The following is a 26,227-nucleotide window of genomic DNA, read 5'->3' as shown; positions in this document are numbered from 1 at the left end:
GCCAGCAACAGCCCGCTCAGGCTCATGGCCGAGACCGCCACGGCGGCGCAACACAGGGAACGGATACCACGACGACGATTCATACGGTGACTCCTTGTTGTTTTTTTGAGAGTTCGTAGCACTGCGGTAGAGCAAAAAGTGTTTATTACCCGGCAAATCGATGGCAGGTTTTTCCGGCCACATCGACCTCAATCGCCAGTACCGCGCCATCCAACGGGTGATCCAATGGACTGGCGGCGCTGGTGATGTACAAGGTGCTGAGGTTCGGGCCGCCGAATACGCAGCTGGTCGGGCGACTGACTGGCAGCTCGATCACACGCTCGACTTCACCCTCCGGGGTCAGGCGCAGCAAGCAACTGCCGTCCCAGCGCGCGTTCCAGATATAACCCTCAGCGTCCATTGCCGAACCATCCGGACCACCACGTGCGTGCGGCCCGAACCACACTGCCGCGCGGCCAAGTTGGCCGTCGGCATGGATCGAATATTGATACAGCGTGCCGTCCAGGCTGTCGCCGAAGTGCACCTGAGTAGCCTCATCGTTCCAGAGCAAGGTGTTGGGGATCCCCAGACCTTGCAGTAAGCGCGTGACCCGCGCATCGGCATCCACGCGAAACAAGCCACCGGAACGGCGCAACACGGGCAAGTCTTCGCCATGTTCGCCGATGTTGTTCTGCATGGTGCCGAGCCACAGCCGCCCCTGGGCATCGCAGCGAGCTTCATTGCCACGATTGCCCGGTTGCGGGTCGGCCACACACAGCAAGGTCAAGCGCGGCGCGTGTTGCTCCGAGGCCAGATCAAGGCGATACACGCCGCTGCTCATGGTCACCAGCGCATCACCGCTGGCACATGGGATAAACGCCGACGCATGCTCGGGCAGTTGCCAGACCAGCAGGCTGTCGCCGATCAGGCGCAGCGCCTGTTTGCCGGCGATATCCACCCAATACAACGCCTGGCTGGGCGCGTCCCAGAACGGCCCTTCGCCCAATTGCGCGCGATGTGCGGTGACAGCGTTACACGACATGAAGCCTCCTGGATTATTGTTGTTCTCAGGTGCACGTTTTCAAGTAGCGAGTGCGGCCCGCCCTAAAGCGCTTCGCGGCTTGGCACGCCATCCACCAACCGCTGAATGCGCAGCGGATTAGTATTTTTCAACGCGTCAGGCAGCAAGCTGTCAGGGTAGTTCTGGAAGCACACGGGGCGTAGGAAACGGTCGATCGCCAGCGTGCCTACCGAGGTGCCGCGGGCATCGGACGTGGCCGGATAGGGTCCGCCGTGCACCATCGAATCGCAGACCTCGACCCCGGTCGGATAACCGTTGAGCAGAATGCGGCCGACCTTGTGTTCAAGCAAGGGCGTCAGCTCGGCAAATTGCGCCAGGTCCGAAGGTTCACCAATGATCGTCGCCGTCAGTTGACCGTGCAGGCCGTGCAAGGCCGCGCTGAGTTGCGCCTGGTCGGCGACTTCGACGAACACCGTGGTCGGGCCGAACACTTCTTCTTGCAACACTTCATCGCCATTGATCAACAAGCTGGCATCCGCCTTGAACAACTGTGGCTGGGCCTGATTGCCCGCTTGGGCATTGCCGGCCAAGTGCTGGATACCAGAATGCGCCAGGAGTTTTTCCAGGCCCTTGCCATAGCTGTTCAAGGTGCCCGCGTTGAGCATGGTCTGGGCCGGTTGATCACCGATCAGTTGCGCCACCTGTTGGGTGAACGCCGTGAACTGTGGCGAAGCAATGCCGATCACCAGGCCCGGATTGGTGCAGAACTGGCCGCAGCCCTGCACCACCGAGGCGGTCAAATCACGGGCCACGGTTTCCGCCCGCGTCTGCAGCGCCTGCGGCAGCACGATGACCGGGTTGATGCTGGACATCTCGGCAAACACCGGGATCGGTTGCGGACGTGCCGCCGCCATGTCGCACAAGGCACGCCCGCCTTTGAGCGAACCGGTGAAACCGACCGCCTGGATCGCCGGGTGCTTGACCAGCGCTTCACCGACGCCGCCGCCGAAGATCATGTTGAATACACCGTCCGGCATCCCCGTGGCATGGGCCGCACGCAAGATCGCGTCGGCCACCTGTTCTGCGGTCGCCATGTGCCCGCTGTGAGCCTTGAACACCACCGGACAGCCAGCGGCCAACGCGGCGGCGGTGTCGCCACCGGCCGTGGAAAAGGCCAGGGGAAAGTTGCTGGCGCCGAACACCGCCACCGGGCCCAGGCCGATGCGGTACTGACGCAGATCGGGACGCGGCAGCGGCTGCCGCTCAGGCAATGCCTTATCAATCCGCGCACCGTAGAAATCACCACGCCGCAGCACCGTGGCGAACAGACGCATCTGGCCGCTGGTACGTCCGCGCTCACCTTTGATACGCGCGGCGGGCAGCGCGGTTTCGCGGCAGACCAGCTCGACGAAGTCATCGCCCAACGCATCCAGTTCATCCGCCACCGCGTCCAGAAATTGCGCACGTCGCTGCGCACTCAGCGCCCGGTAGGCGGGGTAAGCCACTGCGGCAGCCTTGGCCGCCGCATCCACTTCCTGCTCGGTGGCCTGGTAAAAGACGTGAGGCAAGGTGTCGCCGGTGCTGGCATCGACGCTCTGCAGCGTGACACTGCCCGTAGCGCTGCGTTGCCCGCCGATGTAGTTGTGGCCGAGAAACTGGGTCATATGGGTCTCCTTAAAGCGGATTGACGTTGCCGGGTTCAAACACGGCATCGACAAGCTCGATACCGTTGATCAACGGTGCGCCGAATTCGGCTTGGCTGATTTCGAACACGTCCCCCGGTTGGGTACGTATACCGTCGGCAAATGACAGGGTGGCGGTGCCGAAAAAGTGAATGTGTACATCGCCCGGCTTGAGGAACTGACGGTATTTGAAATGGTGGTACTCGAGGTTTTCCAGGCTATGGCACATGTTCGCTTCGCCACTGAGGAATTCGTTTTCCCAGAGCGTCTGGCCGTCGCGCACAATGCGGCTGGTGCCGGCCAGATGCCGGGGCAACTCACCGACCCGCAACTCCGGACCGTAACTGCAACTGCGCAGTTTTGAGTGAGCCAGGTACAGGTAATTCTTGCGTTCCATCACGTGATCGGAAAACTCATTGCCTACCGCAAACCCCAAGCGGTATGGCTGGCCATCCTGGCCGATCACATACAGGCCGCCAATCTCCGGTTCTTCGCCAGCGTCTTCGGCAAACGGCGGCACCGGGAACGGCTGGCCTGGGCGCACGACAATACTGCCGTCGCCCTTGTAGAACCATTCCGGCTGCACCCCGGCCTGGCCAGGCGCCGGTCTACCGCCCTCCACGCCCCATTTGAAAATGCGCATGGTGTCGGTCATCGCGCTCTCGTCACCGGCTTGCTGATGCATCTTGTCACGCGCCGAGGCGCTGCCCAGGTGGGTCAGGCCGGTACCGCTGACCAGCATGTGCGCAGGGTCCGGATGGTCCAATGGTGGCAGAATTTTCAGCGCGGCCAACAACCCGGCGTAGTCATGACTGTCACCCAGGCCGAGGGTCTGTACTTGCTGCTGCAAACCAACCCCCGCCTCGATCGCCGCCAGCGCCAATTCGCGAGTGCTGCGGGCGTGCTGCACTTCACGCACCAGACTGCCTTCAACTACGCCTACCCGGCGCTCGCCGTTATGCAATTCGAACTGAACTAAACGCATGAATCTTCTCCTGTTAATCGATTAAGTCCGTGTTGCGCCGCGCGCACTGGCGGCAAACTGCTCGGCCGGCAGCACGTGCCTGCGCTCCAACAACCGATACACCACACCGGTCAGCAGCAGACCGAACACCATCACGCAAGACAGGAAGTACAAGCCCGAAGACAGGGAGCCGGTGTATTCCTTGAGCGCGCCGATCACAAACGGACCGATATACCCCCCGAGATTGCCCACCGAATTGATCAACGCAATGCCCGCCGCCGCACTGGCGCCGGCGAAGAAACGCCCGGGCAAGGTCCAGAACACCGCGGTGCAGGAAAACAGCGCAAACGCCACCAGGCACAACGCCGCCAATTGCAGCACCGGCACGCTCAGCCAGGCACTGAGGAACAAGCCGATCGCGCCCAGCACGTAGAGCACCGCCAAGTGTCCATAGCGATCGTTCAGGCGATCGGAACTGCGCGGAATGATCAACAAGCCGATAATTCCGAAGATATACGGCACCGACGATACGAAACCGGTAGTCAAGTCGCTGCCGCCAAACTGCTTGATCAAGGTCGGCAACCACAGCCCCAGCCCGTAGATACTCAAGGTCACCGGCAGATAAAACAGCGCCAGCAGCAACACACGCATGTCCTTGAGCGCATGCAGCGGATTGCCATGTCGAGTCTGGCCATAAGCTTGCAGGTCCTTGCTCAGCTCACCGGCCAACCAATCCTTCTCGGACTGGTTCATCCATTTGACCTGCTGCGGGCCATCCGGCAAGTAACGCAGCACCGGCCAGGTCAGGAGGATCGCCGGCATGCCGATCACGATGAACAACCATTGCCAGCCGTGCAGACCGAGAATTCCGTCCATGCCCAGCAGGCCGCCGGACACCGGCCCGGTGATCATCATCGCGATGGGTTGGGAGAGGATAAACAACCCAAGGATCTTGCCGCGATGGCGCACCGGAAACCATTGGGTGATGTAGTAGAGAACGCCCGGAAAGAACCCGGCCTCGGCCGCGCCCAGCAAAAAGCGCATCACATAGAAGCTATGAGGTCCTTGGACGAAAGCCATGCCGATGGTGATCGCGCCCCAGGTAATCATGATCCGCGCAAACCAGCGGCGGGCGCCGAAACGATCGAGCATCAGGTTGCTGGGGATTTCAAACAGGAAGTAACCAATAAAGAACAGCCCTGCCCCCAGGCCATAGGCCGCGTCGCCGATGCCGACGTCGGCGCCCATGTGCAACTTGGCAAAGCCCACGGCAGAACGATCCACGTAGGCGATCAGATACAGCAAGATCAGGAAGGGAATCAGTTTCAGCGTGATGCGACGTATAAGCCGCAGTTCCTGGCTCATGAGATCGATCTCCGATTGTTGTTTTTATAGAAGCTGCGGGGACGCCTCTCGCGGAAAACCGCCAGGGTCATACCTCAGTCAAAACCGACTATATAGTAATACTATTTACTCAACAACACTTCCAAACCGAAGATTTTGCGCTTATGTTAGCGCCATAGAGAACATATAGTCATACAATAAGAGAGTTGATCATGTCTGATAAAAAAACCGGCCTGCGCTCCGCCCAGTGGTTTGGTACCGCCGACAAAAACGGCTTCATGTACCGCAGCTGGATGAAGAACCAGGGGATTGCCGATCACCAGTTCCATGGCAAGCCGATTATCGGCATCTGCAACACCTGGTCGGAGCTGACGCCCTGCAACGCGCACTTCCGCCAGATTGCCGAGCACGTGAAACGCGGCGTGATCGAGGCCGGCGGTTTTCCTGTCGAGTTTCCGGTGTTCTCCAACGGCGAATCGAATCTGCGCCCCACCGCGATGCTCACCCGCAACCTGGCCAGCATGGATGTCGAGGAAGCCATTCGCGGCAACCCGATTGACGGCGTGGTGTTGCTGACCGGCTGCGACAAAACCACCCCGGCGCTGCTGATGGGTGCCGCCAGTTGTGACGTACCGGCCATCGTCGTCACCGGCGGGCCGATGCTTAACGGTAAACACAAAGGCCAGGACATCGGTTCGGGCACCGTGGTCTGGCAGCTCAGCGAGCAGGTCAAGGCCGGCACCATTACCTTGGACGATTTCCTCGCGGCCGAGGGCGGCATGTCGCGCTCGGCAGGCACCTGCAACACCATGGGCACCGCCTCGACCATGGCGTGCATGGCCGAAGCGCTCGGCACTTCCCTGCCCCACAACGCGGCGATCCCGGCGGTGGATGCGCGGCGTTATGTGCTGGCGCACATGTCCGGCATGCGCGCGGTAGAGATGGTCCGCGAAGATTTGAAACTGTCGAAGATTCTCACCAAGGAAGCTTTCGAAAATGCGATCCGCGTCAACGCCGCCATCGGCGGCTCGACCAACGCGGTGATTCACTTGAAGGCCATCGCCGGGCGTATCGGTGTCGAGCTCGACCTGGATGACTGGACCCGCATGGGCCGTGGCATGCCGACCATCGTCGACCTGCAGCCGTCCGGGCGTTTCCTGATGGAAGAGTTCTATTATGCCGGCGGCCTGCCCGCCGTATTGCGCCGCCTTGGCGAAGCCAACCTGATCCCGCACCCCGACGCGCTGACCGTCAACGGCAAGTCCTTGGGCGAAAACACCGAGCAAGCGCCGATCTATGGCGAGGACCAAGTGATCCGCACGCTCGACAACCCGATCCGCGCCGACGGCGGCATTTGCGTACTGCGCGGCAACCTCGCGCCGCTGGGTGCCGTGCTCAAGCCTTCGGCGGCCAGCCCCGAGCTGATGCAGCATCGCGGCCGCGCCGTGGTGTTCGAGAACTTCGACATGTACAAGGCGCGGATCAACGACCCGGAGCTGGACGTCGACGCCAGCTCGATCCTGGTCATGAAAAACTGCGGCCCCAAGGGATATCCCGGCATGGCCGAAGTCGGCAACATGGGCCTGCCGGCCAAGCTGCTGGCCCAGGGTGTGACCGACATGGTGCGTATTTCCGATGCACGCATGAGCGGCACGGCTTACGGCACGGTCGTGTTGCATGTCGCGCCGGAAGCGGCGGCCGGTGGACCGCTGGCAACCGTGAAGGAAGGTGACTGGATTGAACTCGATTGCGCCAACGGGCGCCTGCACCTGGATATCCCGGAGGCCGAACTGGCAGCACGCATGGCTGACTTGCCACCGCCCGAGCAACTGATCGTGGGCGGCTATCGCCAGTTGTATATCGACCATGTGCTGCAGGCCGACCAAGGCTGTGACTTCGACTTCCTGGTCGGTTGCCGTGGCGCCGAAGTCCCGCGTCATTCCCACTGACAGTCACGGGAGCAATGCTATGATGCGCCGTATTTCGTCAGAGTAACCTCCCAGCTATGGATCACCAGCCGCCCAAGCCACGCAAGAGCATGCATGCCCAGATCGTTCAGGACCTGGGCATGCACATTGTCTCCGGACGCTTCAAGCCGGAAGAACGATTGCCCATGGAGGCGACACTCTGCGAAGAGTACAAGGTCAGTCGCTCGGTGCTGCGCGAGGCGACCCGGGTGCTCAGCGCCAAGGGGCTGGTGTATTCCAAGCCGCGGGTGGGCGCGGTGGTACGTCCGCGCGTGAAATGGCATTTGCTCGACCCGGACGTCCTGTCATGGCTGATGCAGTCGACACCCCACAGCGAGTTCTTCAACACCCTTGCCGGCGTACGCCGCATCCTCGAGCCGGAAATCGCCGCCATGGCCGCCACCACGGCGACCGACGCGGACATCGGCATTATCGAAAAAGCCTATCGGTCCATGGAAACCGCCCAGACCCACGAGGAGCTGTTGCAGGCTGACCTGGATTTCCACCGCGCAATCGCCGACGCGACCCGCAATGACTTGCTCGCGTATATGTGCAACATGCTGTCGTTGCCGCTTCGCGAGTCGATCAACATCACCAACCGGCGCCCCGATATCCAACGCCTGAGCCTGCCCCGGCACAAGGCGATACTCACCGCCATCAAAAACCGCGACGCACTCGGCGCACGGCACGCTTCGCTGGTGCAGCTTGATGACACCCGCGTGGCGCTCGATACGGTCATGAATGTACTGACGCCGCTGTAACGCGGCGTCAGGCACGCCAGGCTCTACAGGTCGTAACGCAACACCATGCCCACGGTGCGTGGCGCGCCGACGTCAATGATGTCGTCGTTACGATTGTTGGTGACATATTGCTTGTCGAACGCATTTTTTACGTAGGCGGACACCGCGACGTTTTGGGTGACTTTGTACTCGGTGTTGAAGTTCACCAGCACATAGTTGTCGCTCCTGCGCTCGTTGACCACCTTGCCACTGGCGTCAAACTCGTACTCCGAGGGCGCAGCGCTCTGGTACGTCACGTCGGAGGCGAACGTCAGGCGATCGTCGAGACGATAGGTGCCCCCCACCGAGACCTTGTATTTAGGCGAGTACAGGAACGACTCGCCGCTCCTGTCCTGCCCATCGCCGGTGACAAAGTCCTTGTATTTGCCATCGGTGTAGGCGCCCCCGGCGGTCAGGGTCAACTGCTCGGTCAGGTCTTTTTCGACGAAGACTTCCAGCCCCTTGATGTCGCTGCGACCGGCGTTGTAGATCTGCGAGAAATTGCTGCCGTCGCGCCGGATATTGACTTGCTGGTCCTTCCAGTCGGTGTAATACAGGTTGGCACGGGTACGCAGGCTTTTGTCGAAGAACGAGCCGCGATAGGACAGCTCGTAGTTGGTGGTGTATTCCGGATCATAGGCCTGGTGACCGCCACCGGCGCGCACGTTGACACCACCCCCGCGATAGCCCTTCTGCACCATGAAACCGAGGTATTGGTCCGCGGCCAGCTCGTGGTCGATGCCGAGTTTGGGCAGCAAGGCATCAAACGATTTGCTGACCTGCCCCGCGCTGGAAAAATCGTCCTGATCAATATCGGTATCGTTGCTTTCGTGGTCGTAGCGCAGGCCAGTGATCAAGGTCCAGCGCGGGGCGAAGGTCCAGTTGATCTCGCCGAACAGCGCCTTGTTTTCGATGTGGGTATCGCCCTTGACCGTGCCGAACAGCGCGTTATCGAACAACAGGCGGTCGTGGAAATTATTGGTGTTATGGCCGTAGTAGGCTCCGACGAAGCTCTTGAGCGTATCCGAGGTGTAATTCAGGCGCAGTTCCTGACTGAAAAGATCGCCGTCCTGCTTGCGCAATGTCACCTGGTTGTCGTCGGCCGTCTGGTCAAAGTCCAGTCGCGCGCTGTAGGTCGTACGGGTGTTGGCGGTGAGGCTGGTGAGCGTCCAGGCGTCGTTCAGGCGATAGTCGACCTTGGCGCTGAGGGTGTCTTGCTTGAGGTTGTCGAAGGCTTTGGTGTTGGACGAAATGTCGTAATAGCTGGGACGACCGTTGACGCGCATCGTCGAGCGGTCGCCCTGGCGGTGTTCACTGTGGGCGTAGGTCAGCAGCACGTCGGTGTCGTCATTGGGCAGAATCAGCAATTTGCCCCGGGTGTTGCTGGTGCGGCGTGGGTTGGCGTCGTCATTGAGCGCGGTGTTGCGGATATAACCGTCGCCTTCAGAATAATCCACGGCGATACGCCCGGCGATCTTGTCGTCGATGATTGCCCCGCCACCGGCCACGGCTGCGCCATGCTCCCCGTAATTGCCGACATTGGTTTGCGCCGAGAAACTCGGTTCGAACGTTGGATTGCGGGTCTGGATAACCACCGCGCCGGCAAGGGAGTTGCGGCCCTGGGTGGTGGATTGCGGGCCGAGAAACACTTCCACCTGCTCTGCATCCCAAAGCGGGACCGGGCTGAGGGTCAGCGCGCGATTCGGCTGCTGGGCGCCGTCTACGTAAACCGAGACCGCACCATTGAGGGTGGCCGGGCCCTGATCGTCAAAACCGGACACTGGCACACCACGAATCCCCCAATTCTCATTGCCGGCCTGGCTATATACGCCGGGGGTTCGAGCAAACACGTCCACCAGGTCGTTGTCGCCGTGTTCACGCAGTTGCTCAGCGGTCACCACAACGACGCTGGACTGAGTCTGTTCCAGGGTACGGTTGATTTTCTCGCCCGTGACCATGACAGGCCCGAGTTCCAACGAGTTGCTCGTACTGGTTTGCTCAGCGGCCCAGACGCAAGGGCTCAACCCCAGTGCCGTGCCTACAGCCAATGCGATTGTGTTCTTTTTGAAATTCACGCCCCGCTCCCCTGCGACAAGTATTTTTAGTTTTTCGGGCTGACAACATGCCGATCGACGCCAGCGGAGCGGAGTTTAATCGCAAAAAACCATTAGATAAACAGATTGATAACAACTCTCATTTACATGCATGTGAAGCCGCCATATATCCGAGTCAAGACACTTTCCCCCTGCGACATAGGTATCTACACAACTATTGGGTACTGCGGTAAATCTGTGGGGAGGAAGCTTGCTGTCGTGGCGAATGCACAGGCGACAGAGATGTATCAGGTGTAAGCATTGCAAATGCGGGCTTGCTCGCGAATGCAGAGTGTCAGTCAGCCTATTCTTCTCTGGCACACCGCTTTCGCGAGCAAGCCCGCTCCCACATTTACCAGGGTGCATCAGGCCGATATCCGACAACTTCAGGCCGTCACGGGAGCACGCTCGCTTGCCACAGGTGCAAGGCCCAACCAAAGTTGTGTAGATACCTATGCCCCTGCACAGAAGGGACGGCTCATCGCAACAATGTACTAACTGGTTACTTATCTTGTTAACATTGCATCTTTGCCCTCTCTCACTCGAGTCCTTTCGATATGAAACGAGCATCGCGCGCCGCTGGCGCCTCTAGATTCTTACTGCTGGGCCTGGGGGTGATCATCGCCCTGCTCGGCGTGGCCCTGGCGGTTGGTGGGGTAAAACTCGTCAGCCTGGGGGGCTCGCTGTACTTCCTGATCGGCGGCATGGCGATGGCCCTCGCCGGCTTGCTGATTGCCCAGCGCAAAGCCGCGGGTGCCTGGTTGTTCGCCGGTTTCCTGATCGGTACGGCCGTGTGGGCGGTAGCGGATGTGGGCCTGGTATTCTGGCCACTGTTTTCGCGACTGTTCATGTTCGCGGTGATTGGCCTGGCGGTGGCGCTGGTGTATCCGCTGCTTTCCCCTGATACGGGGCGCAGCGCGTATGGCATCGCGGGCGTGCTGGCAGTGATGTTGGCTGTGACGGCGGGCAATATGTTTGTCGCCCATCCCAGCGTTGCCCCCACCGGTAATGGCCCCGGCTTGACGCCCGTGGACCCGGCCGATGCGCAGAAAGACTGGGCGCACTACGGCAACACCGAAGGTGGCAGCCGCTTTGCGGCGCTGGATCAGATCAACCGTGACAACATCGACTCACTCAAAGTCGCCTGGACCTATCACACCGGTGACGTGGCGATCAGCGACGGTAACGGCGCGGAAGATCAATTGACGCCGCTGCAGATCGGCAACAAGGTGTTCATCTGTACGCCTCACAACAACCTGATCGCACTGGATGCCGACACCGGCAAAGAGCTGTGGAAGAACCCGATCAACGCCAAGTCAGCCGTGTGGCAGCGCTGCCGTGGCATGGCGTATTTCGATGCCAGCGCGCCGATTGCCCAGCCGACCCAGCCGAACAGCTCGCCGATCATTACGGTCACCGTTCCGGCCGGTGCCCAATGCCAACGCCGCCTGCTGACCAACACCATCGACGCACGACTGATCGCGGTCGATGCCGACACCGGTGAGTTCTGCCAGGACTTCGGCAACCACGGCCAAGTGGATTTGAAAGCAGGATTGGGCAATGTCCCGGACAGCTATTACCAATTGTCCTCGGCGCCCTTGATCGCCGGCACCACGGTGGTGGTCGGCGGACGCGTGGCCGATAACATACAGGCCGACATGCCCGGCGGCGTGATCCGTGGCTTCGATGTGATCAGCGGTGACATGCGCTGGGCCTTCGACCCAGGCAACCCGCAGGACAAGCAGGCACCGGCAGCCGACAGCACCTATGTGCGCAGCACGCCCAACAGCTGGGCGCCAATGTCCTACGATCCGTTGATGAACAGCGTGTTTTTGCCCATGGGCAGCTCGTCCACCGATATCTACGGTGTCGAGCGCACGGCGCTGGACCACACATACGGCGCTTCGGTGCTGGCGCTGGACGCCTCCACCGGCGAGGAAAAATGGGTCTACCAGACGGTTCATAACGACCTGTGGGACTTCGACCTGCCGATGCAGCCAAGCCTGATCGACTTCACCCTGGCAGACGGCAAGAGCGTGCCCGCCGTGGTGATTGGCACCAAGGCCGGGCAGATTTTTGTCCTCGACCGCGCCACCGGAAAACCCCTGACCCAGGTCGCAGAGGTGCCGGTCAAGGCCGCAAACATTCCCAACGAACCCTACTCACCGACCCAGCCTAAATCCGTCGGCATGCCGCAGATCGGTGCGCAGACGCTCACCGAGTCAGACATGTGGGGCGCCACGCCATATGACCAGTTGCTATGCCGCATAGATTTCAAGAGCATGCGCTACGACGGCCTGTACACGGCGCCGGGGACCGATAAATCGTTGAGCTTTCCCGGCTCCCTGGGCGGCATGAACTGGGGCAGTATTTCTACCGACCCGGTGAACGGCTTCATCTTCGTCAATGACATGCGCCTTGGCCTGTGGATTCAGATGATCCCCTCGCAAAACCGGGCTCAGGCCGCGTCCGGCGGCGAAGCGCTGAACACCGGGATGGGCGCGGTGCCACTCAAGGGCACGCCGTATGCGGTGAACAAGAACCGCTTCCTGTCGGTGGCCGGCATTCCGTGCCAGGCACCGCCGTTCGGCACGCTGACCGCGATCGACATGAAGACCCAGAAAATTGCCTGGCAAGTGCCGGTCGGCACGGTGGAGGACACGGGGCCATTGGGTATTCGCATGCACCTGCCGATCAAGGTCGGCTTGCCAACCCTCGGCGGCACCCTGGCGACCCAGGGCGGCCTGATCTTTATCGCCGGCACCCAGGACTTTTACCTGCGCGCGTTCAACAGCGGCAATGGCAAAGAAATCTGGAAAGCCCGCCTGCCCGTCGGCAGCCAAGGCGGTCCGATGACCTATGTGTCGCCAAAAACCGGCAAACAGTACGTCGTCATCACGGCTGGCGGCGCTCGCCAGTCGACTGACCGTGGCGACTACGTGATCGCCTACGCGCTGCCATAACGCCTTCAAGCCACATCCGGGCGGCGCATCGACACCGCCCGGAGATGGCTGCTAATGCGCTACCGCGTGGGCACCTTGCTGATACTCGCGTGGCGTGCAGCCAAACTCGCGCCGAAACACCGTGTGCAGGTACTGCGCCGATTTGAAGCCGCACTTGCGTGCAATATCAGCAATCGCCAGGCCGGTGTCCTCCAGCCCCTTGGCCGCCGCCGCCAGTTTGAAGCGCAGGATCTCATCGTGCACGCTGCAGCCGCGTACCTGGCGAAAGTGCGACTCCAGGGAGGAGCGCGACACGCCCACATACCCCGCCACCTGGGCGGTCTTGATGCCCTGGCAAGCGTATTGCCGGATAAACAGCAGCGCCTGCATCACATAAGGATTGCCCAAGGGTTGATGCAAGCTGGAGGCCTGAACGTTAATTGCCTCCGGCGGCACCAGGATCTGCGTCCCCGTGGCTGGCTTCCCGTGCAGCATCTGGTGCAGCAGGCCCGCGGCGGTGCGGCCCATGGTTTCCGTGCCCTGGATCACTGAACTCAGCGGCACCCGCGTCAGGGTACGAGTCAACGGATCATTGTCGATGCCGATCAACGCGACTTGTTCCGGCACGGCAATTCCGGCGGTCAGACAGGCTTGCAGCAGTTGGCGCGCCCGAGCGTCACTGACGGCGATGATGCCGATGGGCTTGGGCAGGCTTTGCAACCAGGCTATCTGCTGTTCCACCGCGCTGTCCCACAGCGGCGCGCTAGTGCCCATGCCACGATAAACCTCGGCGTGCAGGCCATCGCGCTGCAACAAGTGGCGAAAGGCCTGTTCGCGCTCCTGCGCCCAGCGATTGGCTTGAGCTTCGGGCAGGCTGAAACAGGCAAACCGCGTCAATCCGGCTTCGATCAGGTGCGCGTAGGCCAACTTCATCAACGCTTCATTATCGGTGGCGACATACGGAATGCCCTTGGGGTAGGCGCGTTCATCCTGATACGACCCGCCCACCGCCACGACCGGCAGCTTGATCCCTGCCAACGCCTCGCCGATCAGTGGGTCATCGAAATCGGCAATGATGCCGTCGCCCTGCCAGCGTTCGATACCTCTCAAGCGACAGAGAAAATCCTCCTCCAGGAACAAGTCCCAGGACGCGCGGGTGCTGCTCAGGTAATTGCCGATGCCGGCGATGATGCCGCGGTCGTAGATTTTGCTGCCGTTGAAGAGCAAGGCTATGCGGTGCACGGGCGGTAGGGTTTTCATTGTTGTTGTCCTGGGGCCGGTCTGCACAGACTAGGCCCGCGCACGCCATAGCTCAATACTCAAAATCGCACTACACCCTGGTGGTTTTCATAATCAGCGCCCCCTGAGCCGTTGCTAGTATCCAGACACCGTCAAGAACAATAAGGAAACCGCACATGCCGTACTTCCCCGGTGTCGACAAGATCCGCTACGAAGGCCCCGACAGCGACTCGCCCCTGGCCTTCCGTCATTACGATGCCAACCAACTGGTGCTCGGCAAACCCATGCGTGAGCACCTGCGCATGGCGGCCTGCTATTGGCACACATTTGTCTGGCCGGGTGCCGACATGTTCGGCATGGGCACTTTCAAGCGTACCTGGCAGCACGCCGGCGACCCCATGGAACTGGCGATCGGCAAGGCTGAAGCGGCGTTTGAATTCTTTTCCAAACTGGGTATCGATTACTACAGCTTCCACGACACAGACGTTGCGCCCGAAGGCAGTTCGCTCAAGGAATACCGCAACCACTTCGCGCAAATGGTCGACCACCTCGAACGCCACCAGGAACAGACCGGCATCAAGCTGCTGTGGGGCACCGCCAACTGTTTCAGCCACCCGCGTTTTGCCGCCGGTGCCGCGAGCAACCCGGACCCGGAAGTGTTCGCCTACGCCGCCGCCCAGGTGTTCAGCGCCATGAATGCCACCCAACGCCTCAAAGGCGCCAACTATGTACTGTGGGGCGGACGCGAAGGCTATGAAACCCTGCTCAATACCGACCTCAAACGTGAGCGTGAACAGCTCGGGCGTTTTATGCGCATGGTGGTCGAGCACAAGCACAAAATCGGTTTCAAGGGCGACCTGCTGATCGAACCCAAGCCGCAGGAACCCACCAAACACCAATACGACTACGACAGCGCCACGGTCTTCGGTTTTCTGCATGAATACGGTCTGGAGCACGAGATCAAGGTCAATATCGAGGCCAACCACGCGACCTTGGCCGGGCACAGTTTCCATCATGAAATTGCCACGGCGCTCTCGCTGGGGATCTTCGGCAGCATTGACGCCAACCGTGGCGACCCGCAGAACGGCTGGGACACCGACCAGTTCCCCAACAGCGTCGAGGAGATGACCCTCGCCACCTACGAAATCCTCAAGGCCGGTGGATTCACCCATGGCGGCTACAACTTCGATTCCAAGGTACGACGCCAGAGCCTGGACGAGATCGACCTGTTCCACGGCCACGTTGCCGCCATGGATGTACTCGCCCTGGCGCTGGAACGTGCGGCGGCGATGGTGCAGAACGATCGGCTCCAGCACTTCAAGGACCAGCGTTACGCCGGCTGGCAGCAGCCGCTGGGCCAGGCAGTGCTCGCCGGGGAGTTCAGTCTCCAGTCACTCGCCGAGCACGCGTTTGCAGGCGAGCTGAACCCCCAGGCCGTGAGCGGCCGGCAGGAGATGCTCGAAGGTGTGGTCAACCGGTTTATCTACACCTGATGACGCTGTGACATTTGCGCGACAAATCTATGCGCGCAACGTACGGCGACGCTCTACAGTTCTACCGGCATCGATTCATCGTCAGGCAGTGTCTTTCAAACAACAATAAGAGGACGCACCATCATGAACACGTTAAAACGCACGCTGCTCGCCAGTGCCCTGGCCCTGCTCGCCCTTCCCGTCATGGCCGATCCAGCCCACCCGAAAATCGGTTTTTCCATCGATGACCTACGCCTGGAACGCTGGTCGCGCGACCGCGATTACTTCGTCGCGGCGGCGGAAAAAATGGACGCAAAGGTCTATGTACAGTCAGCCGATGCCAACGAGCAGAAGCAGATATCGCAGATCGAAAACCTGATCTCCCGCGGTGTCGATGTGATCGTCATCGTACCGTTCAACGCCACCGTGCTGACCAACGCCGTCGCCGAAGCCAAGAAGGCCGGGATCAAGGTGGTGTCTTATGATCGGCTGATCCTCAATGCCGATATTGACGCCTACATCTCCTTCGATAACGAAAAAGTCGGCGAGATGCAGGCCAGCGGCGTTTTGCAAGCAGCGCCCAAGGGCAATTACTTTCTGCTCGGCGGTGCCCCCACCGACAACAACGCCAAGGTCCTGCGCGAAGGGCAGATGAAAGTCCTGCAACCGGCGATCGACAAGGGTGATATCAAGATTGTCGGGCAACAATGGGTCAAGGAATGGAACCCCACCGAAGCCCTGAGCATTGTTGAAAATGCCCTGACCCGCAACGACAACAAAATCGACGCTATCGTTGCCTCGAACGACGCCACCGCGGGCGGTGCGATCCAGGCCCTGGCCGCGCAGAAGCTCGCCGGCAAGGTGCCGATCTCCGGTCAGGACGCCGATCTGGCCGCGATCAAACGCGTGATCGATGGTACCCAGACCATGACCGTCTACAAGCCACTCAAACTGATTGCCTCTGAAGCCGCCAAGCTCTCGGTGCAATTGGCACGTAACGAAAAACCTACCTACAGCTCGCAATATGACAATGGCAGCAAAAAGGTCGACACCATCCTGCTGACGCCCACCGCCTTGACCAAGAACAACATCGACCTGCTGGAAAAGGACGGGTTTTACACCAAAGAGCAAATGGCCGGGAAGTAATCCTTCGGTAAATCTCCGTGCCCACCCCCTGTAGAAGCGAGCTTGCTCGCGAAAAACCTGAGCGCAACACGTTTATCCAGGAAGCATGCGTTAGCGTTGACGTTTTTCGCGAGCAAGCTCGCTCCTGCAGGGGACGGCCGTCTTGTGAGCGTCTGCCATGTCCGATTACCTGCTGCAAATGAACGGCATCGTCAAGACCTTTGGCGGTGTCAACGCCCTGAATGGCATCGATATCAAGGTCAAGCCGGGTGAATGCGTCGGTTTGTGCGGCGAGAACGGTGCCGGTAAATCCACGCTGATGAAAGTCTTGTCGGCGGTCTATCCCCACGGCACCTGGGACGGTGAAATTCTCTGGGACGGCAAGCCGCTCAAGGCGCAGTCGATCCGCGATAGCGAAGCCGCCGGGATTGTCATCATTCACCAGGAACTGACCCTGGTCCCCGACCTGTCGGTGGCCGAGAACATTTTCATGGGGCACGAACTGACCTTGCCCGGCGGGCGCATGAACTACCCGGCGATGATCCACCGCGCCGAAGCCCTGATGCGCGAGCTCAAAGTGCCGGACATGAATGTCTCGCTGCCGGTTTCGCAGTATGGCGGTGGCTACCAGCAACTGGTGGAGATCGCCAAGGCCCTGAACAAGCAGGCACGCCTGCTGATTCTCGACGAACCCTCGTCAGCCTTGACCCGCTCGGAAATCGAGGTGCTGCTGGACATCATCCGTGACCTCAAGGCCAAGGGCGTAGCCTGCGTGTATATCTCGCACAAGCTCGACGAGGTGGCCGCCGTGTGCGACACCATCTCGGTGATCCGCGATGGCAAACACATCGCAACCACGGCCATGGCCGATCTGGACATCACGCAGATCATCACACAAATGGTCGGTCGGGAAATGAGCAACCTTTACCCTGCCCTGCCCCATGGCATCGGCGAGGTGATTTTCGAGGCGCGCCACGTCACCTGCTACGACGTCGACAACCCAAGGCGCAAACGTGTCGACGATATTTCGTTCGTGCTCAAGCGCGGCGAGATCCTCGGCATCGCCGGGCTGGTGGGCGCCGGACGCACGGAGCTGGTGTCAGCCCTGTTCGGTGCCTACCCCGGCCGCTACAGCGCTGAAGTCTGGCTGGACGGCCAGTTGATCGATACGCGCACGCCGCTCAAGTCGATTCGCGCCGGGCTGTGCATGGTCCCTGAAGACCGCAAGCGCCAAGGCATCATTCCCGACCTCGGCGTCGGTCAGAACATCACCCTGGCCGTGCTGGATAGCTACTCGAACCTGAGCCGTATCGACGCCGAAGCCGAATTGGGCAGCATTGAGCGGGAAATTTCGCGCATGCACCTCAAGACCGCGAGCCCGTTCCTGCCCATCACCAGTCTGTCCGGCGGCAATCAGCAAAAAGCCGTGCTGGCAAAAATGCTGATGGCCAAACCTCGCGTGCTGATTCTGGATGAGCCTACCCGTGGCGTGGATGTGGGCGCCAAGTATGAAATCTACAAATTGATCGGCGCGCTGGCGGCCGAAGGCGTGTCGATCATCATGGTGTCTTCGGAACTGGCCGAAGTGCTGGGCGTTTCCAACCGCGTGCTGGTGATCGGCGAAGGTCAGTTGCGCGGCGACTTCATCAACCAGGGACTCACCCAGGAACAGGTGCTCGCCGCCGCGCTCAGTCATAACAATAACGATCGGAAGACTGCGTAGATGAATCAGCTCAAACACTTTTTCACCCGCTACAAAATGCTTGCGCTGGTGATTGCCGTAGCGGTGATCTGGCTGTTCTTCAGTTGGCAGACCGAAGGCGGGTTCCTGACCCCGCGCAACCTCTCCAACCTGCTGCGGCAGATGTCGATCACCGGGATTCTCGCCTGCGGCATGGTCCTGGTGATCATCAGCGGCGAGATCGACTTGTCGGTGGGCTCTCTGCTGGGCTTGCTGGGCGGCCTGGCGGCGATTCTCGACGTTGTCTATCAAATACCCTTGCTCGCCAACCTGAGCCTGGTAGCACTGTGTGGCTTGATGATTGGCTTGGCCAACGGTTACATGACTGCTTACCTGCGCATCCCTTCGTTCATTGTCGGCCTGGGCGGCATGCTGGCGTTTCGCGGGATTTTGCTGGGCATTACCGGTGGCACCACTATCGCCCCGGTATCGCCGTCGCTGGTGTATGTCGGGCAAGGCTATCTGCCGCATACGGTGGGCACCGGGCTCGGTGTGCTGTTGTTTGCCTTGACGTTGTTTCTGACCTGGAAACAGCGGCGCAACCGTGCCCTGCATGGCCTGGCGGCGCACTCGCTGATGCGTGACGGCTCGCGCGTGGTGGTGATTGGCGCAGTGCTGGCGGGGTTCGTCTATACCCTGAACAGCTACGACGGCATCCCGGTGCCGGTGCTGCTGCTACTGATTCTGCTGGGCGTGTTCAGCTACGTCACCAGCCAAACCGTGTTCGGCCGTCGCGTCTATGCCGTGGGCAGCAATATGGAAGCCACGCGCCTGTCCGGCATCAACGTACAGGCGGTGAAACTGTGGATTTTCGGCATCATGGGCGTGATGTGCGCGCTCGCCGGCATGGTCAACACCGCGCGCCTGGCAGCCGGCTCACCCTCGGCCGGCAGCATGGGCGAACTCGACGCGATCGCCGCCTGCTTCATCGGCGGCACCTCCATGCGCGGCGGTTCCGGCACTGTATACGGCGCGTTGCTGGGTGCGCTGGTGATCACCAGCCTGGACAACGGCATGTCCATGCTCGACGTGGACAGTTACTGGCAGATGATTGTGAAGGGCAGCATTCTGGTGCTGGCGGTGTGGGTGGATGTGAGCACCCGTACGGGTCGGCGGTAAAACTCGTCGTCGAGGAGGCAGGACGCCCGCCTCGACGACGCGGTTTCAGGCAAACAGATCAACCCCCAGTTGGAAAGCCACCCACAACGCCAGGCCTGTGGCGAACAGCAGCGCGATGTTCTCGAAGAGGTTGTTGCGGTACTTCTTGTCCAGCAGCGACTTCTGGTTGGACATGATCAACAGGCCCAGGGAAATCACCGGCAAACCGACAATGTTCAACGCGCTGACGCCAATGGTCAGGGTCACGAAGTCCGGCATGCCGGGCAATGACCAGATCAACGGCGTGACCAGAATAAACAGCATGAACCACTTGTGCATCGGGTCATGGTGGAACTCTTTGCCGTATTTCTCGCGACGCTCGGGGCGCACGTGTTGGAACGCGTCGGTAATCAGCATCGGGAACGCTGTGGTTTTGCCGGAAATACTCGCGAACAGCGTGGCAAACACGCCGACAAAGAACACGTACCAACCGATCGCGCCAAAGTATATTTCCAGCGCCTTGCCCAGGTCGCTCAGGGTTTTCACCTCGATGCCGTTGGGCCGCAGGATTTCCGCGCCGACGATCCAGATCGCCAGGTTGATGACGATCCCGACAAACACCGCGAACAGCAGATCATTACGTTGAATACGCTTGTGTTGCGGCCCTACCCAGCCCTTTTGGCGCATCACATACGGATGCACGAAATTGGCAATCGAACCGGCCACGGCGCCAATCACCGAGACCGCGACCAGCAAGGCACCGTGCACGCCTTCATCGGGCGGGATGCTGAAGCCAATGGTGCCTTTGACGATGCCGACCACATCCGGCCCGGACATCACCGCCAACGCAATGAACGCCAGGGTCATGATCGCCAGCAGCACCTTCATCACGCCCTCGATCATCGAGTAGATATTGCGGCCGACCAACATCCACACCGCCAGCACCACCGCGAAGGAACATAACAATGGTTGGTCGATTTTCAGCAACATCGCCAACGACTCACCCGCGCCCTTGATCATATAGGCGTTCATCAAGTGCCCCATCAACAAGGCATAGACGAGCATGAACCAGGCGAAAAACGGGTTCAGTTGCGCATAGCCCTGCAGGATGGTCATGCCTTGGTTATTGCACAGTTGGAAGCGCGCAATGATGTTGACGATCAGGTATCTCAACAGCAGAGACACGGCCAGCACCCACATCATGGCGTAACCATAATTGGCACCGGCCACGGATGAAGTGATCAGATCGCCCGCACCCAACCAGGACAACACGGCAATGATGCCGGGGCCCAAGAGCTTGAGTGTGCGGGCAAATCGGTTTTGCGTGGGCGCCGCAGCCTGGCCTTCGGCCGAAGGGATGCTGGTCATAGCGGGTATCTCCGATTATTTTTTTTGTGAGAACCCGCGTAGTCGAACACAGTAGGTACGACGTCGTACAACCATTATTTAAACTAGTTGTGTGGAAATGTTTCAGCTTTGCCCCCGCTGTTTGTTTCGCCAAGCGCGCAGCCTGTGACTGTCCATTGAGATGGGGATCGAACCTGTTAGAGGGCGCGTTGATTGACACGCTGGATGAGTTCTTCCGCCGACTCCTTGCGCTCGGAATAGCGGTCCACCAGATAGTCCTGCCGATCACGCAGCAGCAGCGTGAACTTGACCAACTCTTCCATTACATCCACGACACGGTCGTAGAACGGGGAAGGTTTCATCCGGCCGTCGTCGTCGAACTCCATGTAGGCCTTGGGCACGGAGGATTGGTTGGGGATGGTGAACATGCGCATCCAGCGCCCCAACACCCGCAGTTGATTGACCACGTTGAAGGACTGCGAACCACCGCACACTTGCATGACGGCGAGGGTTTTGCCCTGGGTCGGACGTACAGCGCCCATCGCCAGTGGCACCCAGTCGATCTGTGCCTTGAAGACCGCACTCATGGCGCCGTGACGCTCCGGCGAGCACCAGACCTGCCCTTCCGACCATTGCATCAACTCACGCAGCGCCTGAACCCGAGGGTGATCGACAGGCGCGTCATCTGGCAGCGGCAGGCCTGAGGGGTCGAAGATCCGGGCCTCGGCGCCAAAATGCTGCAGCAGTCGCGCAGCCTCCTCGACCATCAAGCGACTGAAGGAGCGCTCACGGGTCGATCCGTACAACAGCAAAATGCGCGGTTTATGCAGGGAGGTCTTTTCGACACCCAGCTTATCTGCAGATGGAAGATCAACCAGATCGATATCGAGTTGGGGGATTGCGTCATCAAACATAGTCTTTGTCCTGCGCAACGGCGCTCTTGGAGTCATCGAACCAGCGGCGCTTCAACCAGAGGGCAACACCGACCAGGGAAATCAGTACCGGCACTTCCACCAACGGGCCAATCACCGTGGCAAACGCGACCGGGGAAGCCAGGCCGAAGGTGGCAATGGCCACGGCAATCGCCAGTTCGAAGTTGTTGCTGGCGGCGGTAAACGCCAATGCGGTGGTGCGTGGATAATCGGCGTTGAGCAATTTGCCCATCCAGAAGCTGATGAAGAACATCACCACGAAATAAATCGTCAGGGGGATCGCAATACGCAATACGTCCAATGGCAACTGCAGCACCACGTCACCCTTGAGGCTGAACATGGCCACGATGGTCAACAACAATGCCACCAGCGTCAGCGGGCTGATCCTCGGAATGAAACGCTCCTGGAACCAGGTTTCGCCTTTGCGTGCGATGAGTATCTTGCGTGTCAGGTAGCCCGCCAGGAACGGCACGCCCAAGTAAATCAGGACCGACTCGGCAATGCTGATAAAGCTGGTTTCAATCACACTGCCTTCAACCCCGAACAGCGGCGGCAACAGTCCAAGAAAGACCCAGGCGTACACGCTGAAAAACAGGATCTGGAAGATGCTGTTGAAAGCCACCAGACCGGCGACGTACTGATTGTTGCCCCCCGCGATCTGATTCCAGACCAGCACCATCGCGATGCACCGCGCCAGGCCGATCAGAATCAGACCGGTCATGTACTCCGGCTGGTCGCGCAGGAAGATGATCGCCAACCCGAACATCAGCACCGGGCCGATGATCCAGTTCTGGACCAGGGACAACACCAGGATTCGCTTGTCCTTGAAGACCTCGGGCAGTTCTTCATAACGCACCTTGGCCAGTGGCGGATACATCATCACGATCAGCCCGATAGCGATGGGAATGTTGGTTGTGCCCACGGCCAGACTGTTGAGCCACTGCGGCCAACCTTCAAACAGGCTGCCCAGACCGATGCCCAGGGCCATGGCGAGAAAAATCCACAGCGTCAGATAGCGATCCAGGAAAGACAGGCGGCTTTTACCCATGATCATCGCTCCTTTGCTTACAACGTGCCTATCAAGGTCAGCTCAGCCTTGAGCTGTTCTGCACTCAACTGGGAAAGCGGCAATGCCAGGAACGCGTTAATGCGGGTTTTGATCTGTTCCACGGTGGCGTCAAAAGCAGCCTCGATCTCCTCTTGTGTGCCGTGGTACTCGGAAGGGTCCGCCAATCCCCAGTGTCCTTTAACCGAAGGGCCGAAAAATACCGGGCACGCTTCGCCAGCCGCTTTATCACACACCGTAATGACAAAGTCAGGCGCCAGATTTTCGTGTGCATCATTGGCTTTGCTGAACAGGCCTTCGGTGGAAATACCGGCTTTATTCAGGGTCTTGAGGCTGAGCGGATGCACCTCCCCCTTCGGCTGACTGCCGGCACTGAAAGCGGTCATGCCGGGTGGCGCCAGATGATTGAATAGCGCCTCGCAGAGAATGCTGCGGCAGCTGTTGGCAGTGCATAGAAACAGGATCTTCATCGGGAGGTCTCGTAGTCGAAGGAGGAATCAGGCGTCGCTGCTTTCACAGCAAGTTGTGGCGCGCTCGGGGCGGCCAGCCATTTCATCAAGGCGTTTGGCATCGGGGCTCAACCAATGTTTGTTGGTATCAAGAACCACGCTCAGCACCTGATACACCCAGTCGGGGAGATTCGGGTGCAGCCGGTAATAGACCCATTGACCTTGCCGACGATCTGACAGCAAACCGCATGTGCGCAACTGCGCCAGGTGCCTGGAGACCTTCGGCTGACTTTCATTCAACGCGCAGGTCAATTCGCAGACGCATAACTCGCCCTCTCGGGCAATGAGCAGCATCATGCGCACCCGATTGTCATCAGCCAGGCATTTGAAAACGGTGGTCGGGGTCAGGTGGTCAGCCATTGCAGTTCTCAGTGTCTGGTTTCACCCAGACAAACATCTCGATGCGATCATGGATTTCGTGAAGCCTGTGCCGGAATGCCTCGGAAACGCTTCAGCTCATACAGGTCAAAATGAATATATGATTTTCCGCATATCACTGCAACACACCACCTCACTTTTATTTGAAGAAATCAATCAACAAGAAAAAACATTCAGCATAATCCCCTATAAAACTGCTGCTCGTCACCTGGAAGCACCAGCAACACCTGACAATCAATACATATGGATAATGTAATAAACCTATCATCAATCTTGCCCCCGAGCTTTTCTCATGCCTCTGGCTTGGATCGATTGTTTGAGGTGATCTTCAAGAGCGGTATTGGCTGGCAGCAGATATGCCTATCCCTGCCCCCGCTCCGAGCCGAGATCTGCGCTATTTTCTGATTACGCCCTCAAAATGTACATTCACGTCACTCACATTGACACACATGTACATTCTGCATATTTTCATATCCACACACGCCTGATGTTCTGTTCCCGGAGCAACTAAATGTCCAGCGATCCCTTGCTGCAGCCCTATAAGATCAAGAACCTGGTCCTCAGAAACCGGATCATGACCACCTCCCATGAGCCCGCTTATCCTGTCGATGGCATGCCGAAGGAGCTGTACCGCGCTTATCACGTGGAACGCGCAAAGGCCGGGGTGGCGCTGACCATGACCGCAGGCTCCGCCGCTGTTTCCCGCGACAGCCCTCCGGTGTTCAACAATGTGCTGGCGTACAAGGACGAGGTGGTCAAATGGATGAAGGACTTGACCGACGAGTGCCACGAACACGGCGCGGCGGTGATGATTCAATTGACTCACCTGGGCAGGCGCACGCGCTGGGACAAATCTGACTGGCTCCCGGTCGTATCACCTTCGCACCGCCGCGAAGCTTCTCACCGGGCCTTTCCGAAAAAGCTGGAAGACTGGGACATCGACCGAATCATCAAAGACTACGTAGACGCCGCCGAGCGCATGAAAGCGGCGGGCCTCGACGGTTTGGAGTTGCAGGCATACGGTCATCTGATGGACCAATTCTGGTCGCCCCTGACCAACGATCTCGACGGCCCTTACGGGGGCTCGCTGGACAATCGGTTACGTTTCACCTTTGATGTGTTGCGCGGCATCCGCCAGCGCTGCGGCGAGGACTTCCTGCTGGGAGTTCGCTATACCGGTGATGAAGACCTGTCGGGTGGTTTCGATGCCAAGGACGGCATACAGATTTCCCATAGGCTCAAGGACAGTGGCCTGGTCGACTTCCTCAACGTTGTTCGCGGACATATTGATACCGATGCCGGACTCACGGATGTGATTCCGATCCAGGGCATGCGTAATTCTCCGCACCTGGATTTTGCCGGCGAGATCCGCTCGGCCACCGGTTTTCCGACTTTCCACGCCGCCAAGATTCCGGACGTGGCCACGGCACGCCATGCCATCGCCTCCGGCAAAGTCGACATGGTCGGCATGACTCGGGCGCACATGACCGATCCGCACATCGTGCGCAAGATCATCGAAAAGCGCGAAGAGGACATTCGCCCCTGCGTCGGCGCTAACTACTGCCTTGACCGTATCTACCAGGGTGGCGCGGCGTATTGCATCCACAACGCCGCAACCGGGCGCGAAACCAGCATGCCCCACGAGATCCCCAAGGCGCCCACCAAGCGCAAGGTGGTGGTGATCGGTAGCGGCCCGGCGGGCCTCGAGGCAGCCCGGGTTGCCGGTGAGCGCGGCCACGAGGTTACGGTATTCGAAGTCGCCGACCAACCCGGCGGGCAAATCCGCCTGACCGCCCTGAGTGAGCGTCGTCGCGAGATGATCAGCATCATCGATTGGCGCATGGCGCAATGCGAACGCCTGGGGGTGAGGTTCCACTTCAACACCTGGGCCGACGCCGAGACAGTGCTGGCTGCAGAGCCGGATGTAGTGATCGTCGCGACCGGCGGCCTGCCGCACACCGAGGTTCTCAAACAGGGTAATGAACTGGTGGTGTCGACCTGGGATATCATTTCTGGCGACGTCAAGCCCGGCAACACCGTGCTGATTTTCGACGACGCTGGCGACCACGCGGCACTCCAGGCTGCCGAGGTCATCGCCAACAGCGGCGCGACGCTGGAAATCGTTACGCCTGACCGCTCGTTTTCGCCGGAAGTGATGGCGATGAACCTGGTGCCGTACATGCGCAGCCTGCAAGACTTGAACGTTACCTTTACGGTCACGTATCGGGTTGACTCGGTAGAAAAACGTGAGGGTCGGTTGGTGGCACATTTCGCTAGCGACTATGGGCCGGTGCACAAACAGAGAGTGGTCGATCAGGTGGTGGTCAACCACGGCACCCTGCCCCTGGACGAGTTGTACTTCGACCTGCGCGCCCATGCGAGCAACAACGGCGCGGTCGACCAGCAGGATCTGATCGCCGGAAAGCCGCAACATATCGTGAGCAACCCGCAAGGCCGCTTCCAGTTGTTCCGGATTGGCGATGCGGTGTCGGCGCGCAATACCCATGCCGCCATCTACGATGCACTGCGACTACTCAAAGACATCTGAT

The 26,227-nt window shown here is 59.8% G+C and carries 20 protein-coding genes; 9 read left to right on the top strand and 11 right to left on the bottom strand.

All coding sequences use genetic code 11. The annotated features are described in order from the left end of the window. Window positions 1-145: 145 nt before the first annotated feature. The 4 genes from AC6CIA_RS25325 to AC6CIA_RS25310 form a co-directional block, all read right to left on the bottom strand. Window positions 146-1,021 (bottom strand): SMP-30/gluconolactonase/LRE family protein, encoded by an 876-nt coding sequence (locus AC6CIA_RS25325; protein WP_498315828.1) that lies wholly within the window; start codon window positions 1,019-1,021, stop codon window positions 146-148. Between the two features lie 62 nt (window positions 1,022-1,083). Next, entirely contained in the window at window positions 1,084-2,664 is a 1,581-nt protein-coding gene (locus tag AC6CIA_RS25320) for an aldehyde dehydrogenase (NADP(+)) (RefSeq protein WP_498315827.1), read from the bottom strand. Window positions 2,665-2,674: 10 nt separating this feature from the next. Then, a complete protein-coding gene (gene araD1, locus AC6CIA_RS25315) occupies window positions 2,675-3,667 on the bottom strand; it encodes an AraD1 family protein (protein ID WP_498315826.1) in 993 nt (330 codons plus the stop codon). Window positions 3,668-3,688: 21 nt separating this feature from the next. Further along, a complete protein-coding gene (locus tag AC6CIA_RS25310) occupies window positions 3,689-5,011 on the bottom strand; it encodes an MFS transporter (RefSeq protein WP_498315825.1) in 1,323 nt (440 codons plus the stop codon). 191 nt (window positions 5,012-5,202) lie between these two features. On the opposite strand from AC6CIA_RS25310, the gene AC6CIA_RS25305 reads away from it, so the two are divergent. Continuing rightward, entirely contained in the window at window positions 5,203-6,939 is a 1,737-nt protein-coding gene (locus tag AC6CIA_RS25305) for an IlvD/Edd family dehydratase (RefSeq protein ID WP_498315824.1), read from the top strand. Window positions 6,940-6,995: 56 nt separating this feature from the next. Then, window positions 6,996-7,718 (top strand): FadR/GntR family transcriptional regulator, encoded by a 723-nt coding sequence (locus tag AC6CIA_RS25300; protein WP_339532737.1) that lies wholly within the window; start codon window positions 6,996-6,998, stop codon window positions 7,716-7,718. A gap of 23 nt (window positions 7,719-7,741) precedes the next feature. On the opposite strand, the gene AC6CIA_RS25295 is transcribed toward AC6CIA_RS25300, so the two are convergent. Then, window positions 7,742-9,811: a TonB-dependent receptor gene (locus AC6CIA_RS25295; protein WP_498315823.1), complete on the bottom strand. Its 2,070-nt coding sequence runs from the start codon at window positions 9,809-9,811 to the stop codon at window positions 7,742-7,744. 575 nt (window positions 9,812-10,386) lie between these two features. Between AC6CIA_RS25295 and AC6CIA_RS25290 the strand changes: the two genes are divergently transcribed. Next, on the top strand, window positions 10,387-12,792 hold the full coding sequence (locus tag AC6CIA_RS25290) for a glucose/quinate/shikimate family membrane-bound PQQ-dependent dehydrogenase (RefSeq protein ID WP_498315822.1): 2,406 nt from the start codon (window positions 10,387-10,389) through the stop codon (window positions 12,790-12,792). Window positions 12,793-12,843: 51 nt separating this feature from the next. On the opposite strand, the gene AC6CIA_RS25285 is transcribed toward AC6CIA_RS25290, so the two are convergent. Continuing rightward, window positions 12,844-14,031, bottom strand: a complete 1,188-nt coding sequence (locus tag AC6CIA_RS25285; protein ID WP_498315821.1) for a XylR family transcriptional regulator — start codon at window positions 14,029-14,031, stop codon at window positions 12,844-12,846. A 155-nt stretch (window positions 14,032-14,186) separates the two neighbouring features. On the opposite strand from AC6CIA_RS25285, the gene xylA reads away from it, so the two are divergent. The 4 genes from xylA (at window position 14,187) to AC6CIA_RS25265 (ending at window position 19,467) form a co-directional block, all read left to right on the top strand. Beyond that, window positions 14,187-15,503 (top strand): xylose isomerase, encoded by a 1,317-nt coding sequence (gene xylA / locus AC6CIA_RS25280; protein ID WP_498315820.1) that lies wholly within the window; start codon window positions 14,187-14,189, stop codon window positions 15,501-15,503. A gap of 123 nt (window positions 15,504-15,626) precedes the next feature. Continuing rightward, window positions 15,627-16,628, top strand: a complete 1,002-nt coding sequence (xylF, locus tag AC6CIA_RS25275; protein ID WP_339532744.1) for a D-xylose ABC transporter substrate-binding protein — start codon at window positions 15,627-15,629, stop codon at window positions 16,626-16,628. 157 nt (window positions 16,629-16,785) lie between these two features. Next, window positions 16,786-18,330, top strand: coding sequence for a D-xylose ABC transporter ATP-binding protein (gene xylG / locus AC6CIA_RS25270; RefSeq protein WP_498315819.1), 1,545 nt, complete (start codon window positions 16,786-16,788; stop codon window positions 18,328-18,330). Continuing rightward, the gene (locus AC6CIA_RS25265) at window positions 18,331-19,467 is read left to right on the top strand and encodes a sugar ABC transporter permease (RefSeq protein WP_498315818.1); all 1,137 of its coding nucleotides are present in this window, start codon (window positions 18,331-18,333) and stop codon (window positions 19,465-19,467) included. A 45-nt stretch (window positions 19,468-19,512) separates the two neighbouring features. On the opposite strand, the gene AC6CIA_RS25260 is transcribed toward AC6CIA_RS25265, so the two are convergent. The 5 genes from AC6CIA_RS25260 to AC6CIA_RS25240 form a co-directional block, all read right to left on the bottom strand. Then, window positions 19,513-20,814, bottom strand: coding sequence for an Nramp family divalent metal transporter (locus AC6CIA_RS25260; protein WP_498315817.1), 1,302 nt, complete (start codon window positions 20,812-20,814; stop codon window positions 19,513-19,515). Window positions 20,815-20,990: 176 nt separating this feature from the next. Further along, window positions 20,991-21,707, bottom strand: coding sequence for an arsenical resistance protein ArsH (gene arsH / locus AC6CIA_RS25255; protein WP_498315816.1), 717 nt, complete (start codon window positions 21,705-21,707; stop codon window positions 20,991-20,993). After that, window positions 21,700-22,773 (bottom strand): ACR3 family arsenite efflux transporter, encoded by a 1,074-nt coding sequence (gene arsB / locus AC6CIA_RS25250; RefSeq protein WP_498315815.1) that lies wholly within the window; start codon window positions 22,771-22,773, stop codon window positions 21,700-21,702. Before arsB ends, arsH begins: the two co-directional genes overlap by 8 nt. Window positions 22,774-22,790: 17 nt before the next feature. Beyond that, window positions 22,791-23,261, bottom strand: a complete 471-nt coding sequence (locus AC6CIA_RS25245; RefSeq protein WP_498315814.1) for an arsenate reductase ArsC — start codon at window positions 23,259-23,261, stop codon at window positions 22,791-22,793. Window positions 23,262-23,288: 27 nt separating this feature from the next. Continuing rightward, the gene (locus AC6CIA_RS25240) at window positions 23,289-23,660 is read right to left on the bottom strand and encodes a metalloregulator ArsR/SmtB family transcription factor (RefSeq protein ID WP_339532751.1); all 372 of its coding nucleotides are present in this window, start codon (window positions 23,658-23,660) and stop codon (window positions 23,289-23,291) included. Between the two features lie 49 nt (window positions 23,661-23,709). Here AC6CIA_RS25240 and AC6CIA_RS25235 point away from each other — a divergent pair, with 49 nt between their 5' ends. Beyond that, a complete protein-coding gene (locus tag AC6CIA_RS25235; RefSeq protein WP_498315813.1) occupies window positions 23,710-23,934 on the top strand; it encodes a hypothetical protein in 225 nt (74 codons plus the stop codon). Window positions 23,935-24,189: 255 nt separating this feature from the next. After that, on the top strand, window positions 24,190-26,226 hold the full coding sequence (locus AC6CIA_RS25230) for an oxidoreductase (RefSeq protein ID WP_498315812.1): 2,037 nt from the start codon (window positions 24,190-24,192) through the stop codon (window positions 26,224-26,226). Window position 26,227 lies beyond the last annotated feature (1 nt).

The organism is Pseudomonas sp. GQ91, from assembly GCF_059758795.1.
This window is presented reverse-complemented; position numbering and strand designations above follow the sequence as displayed.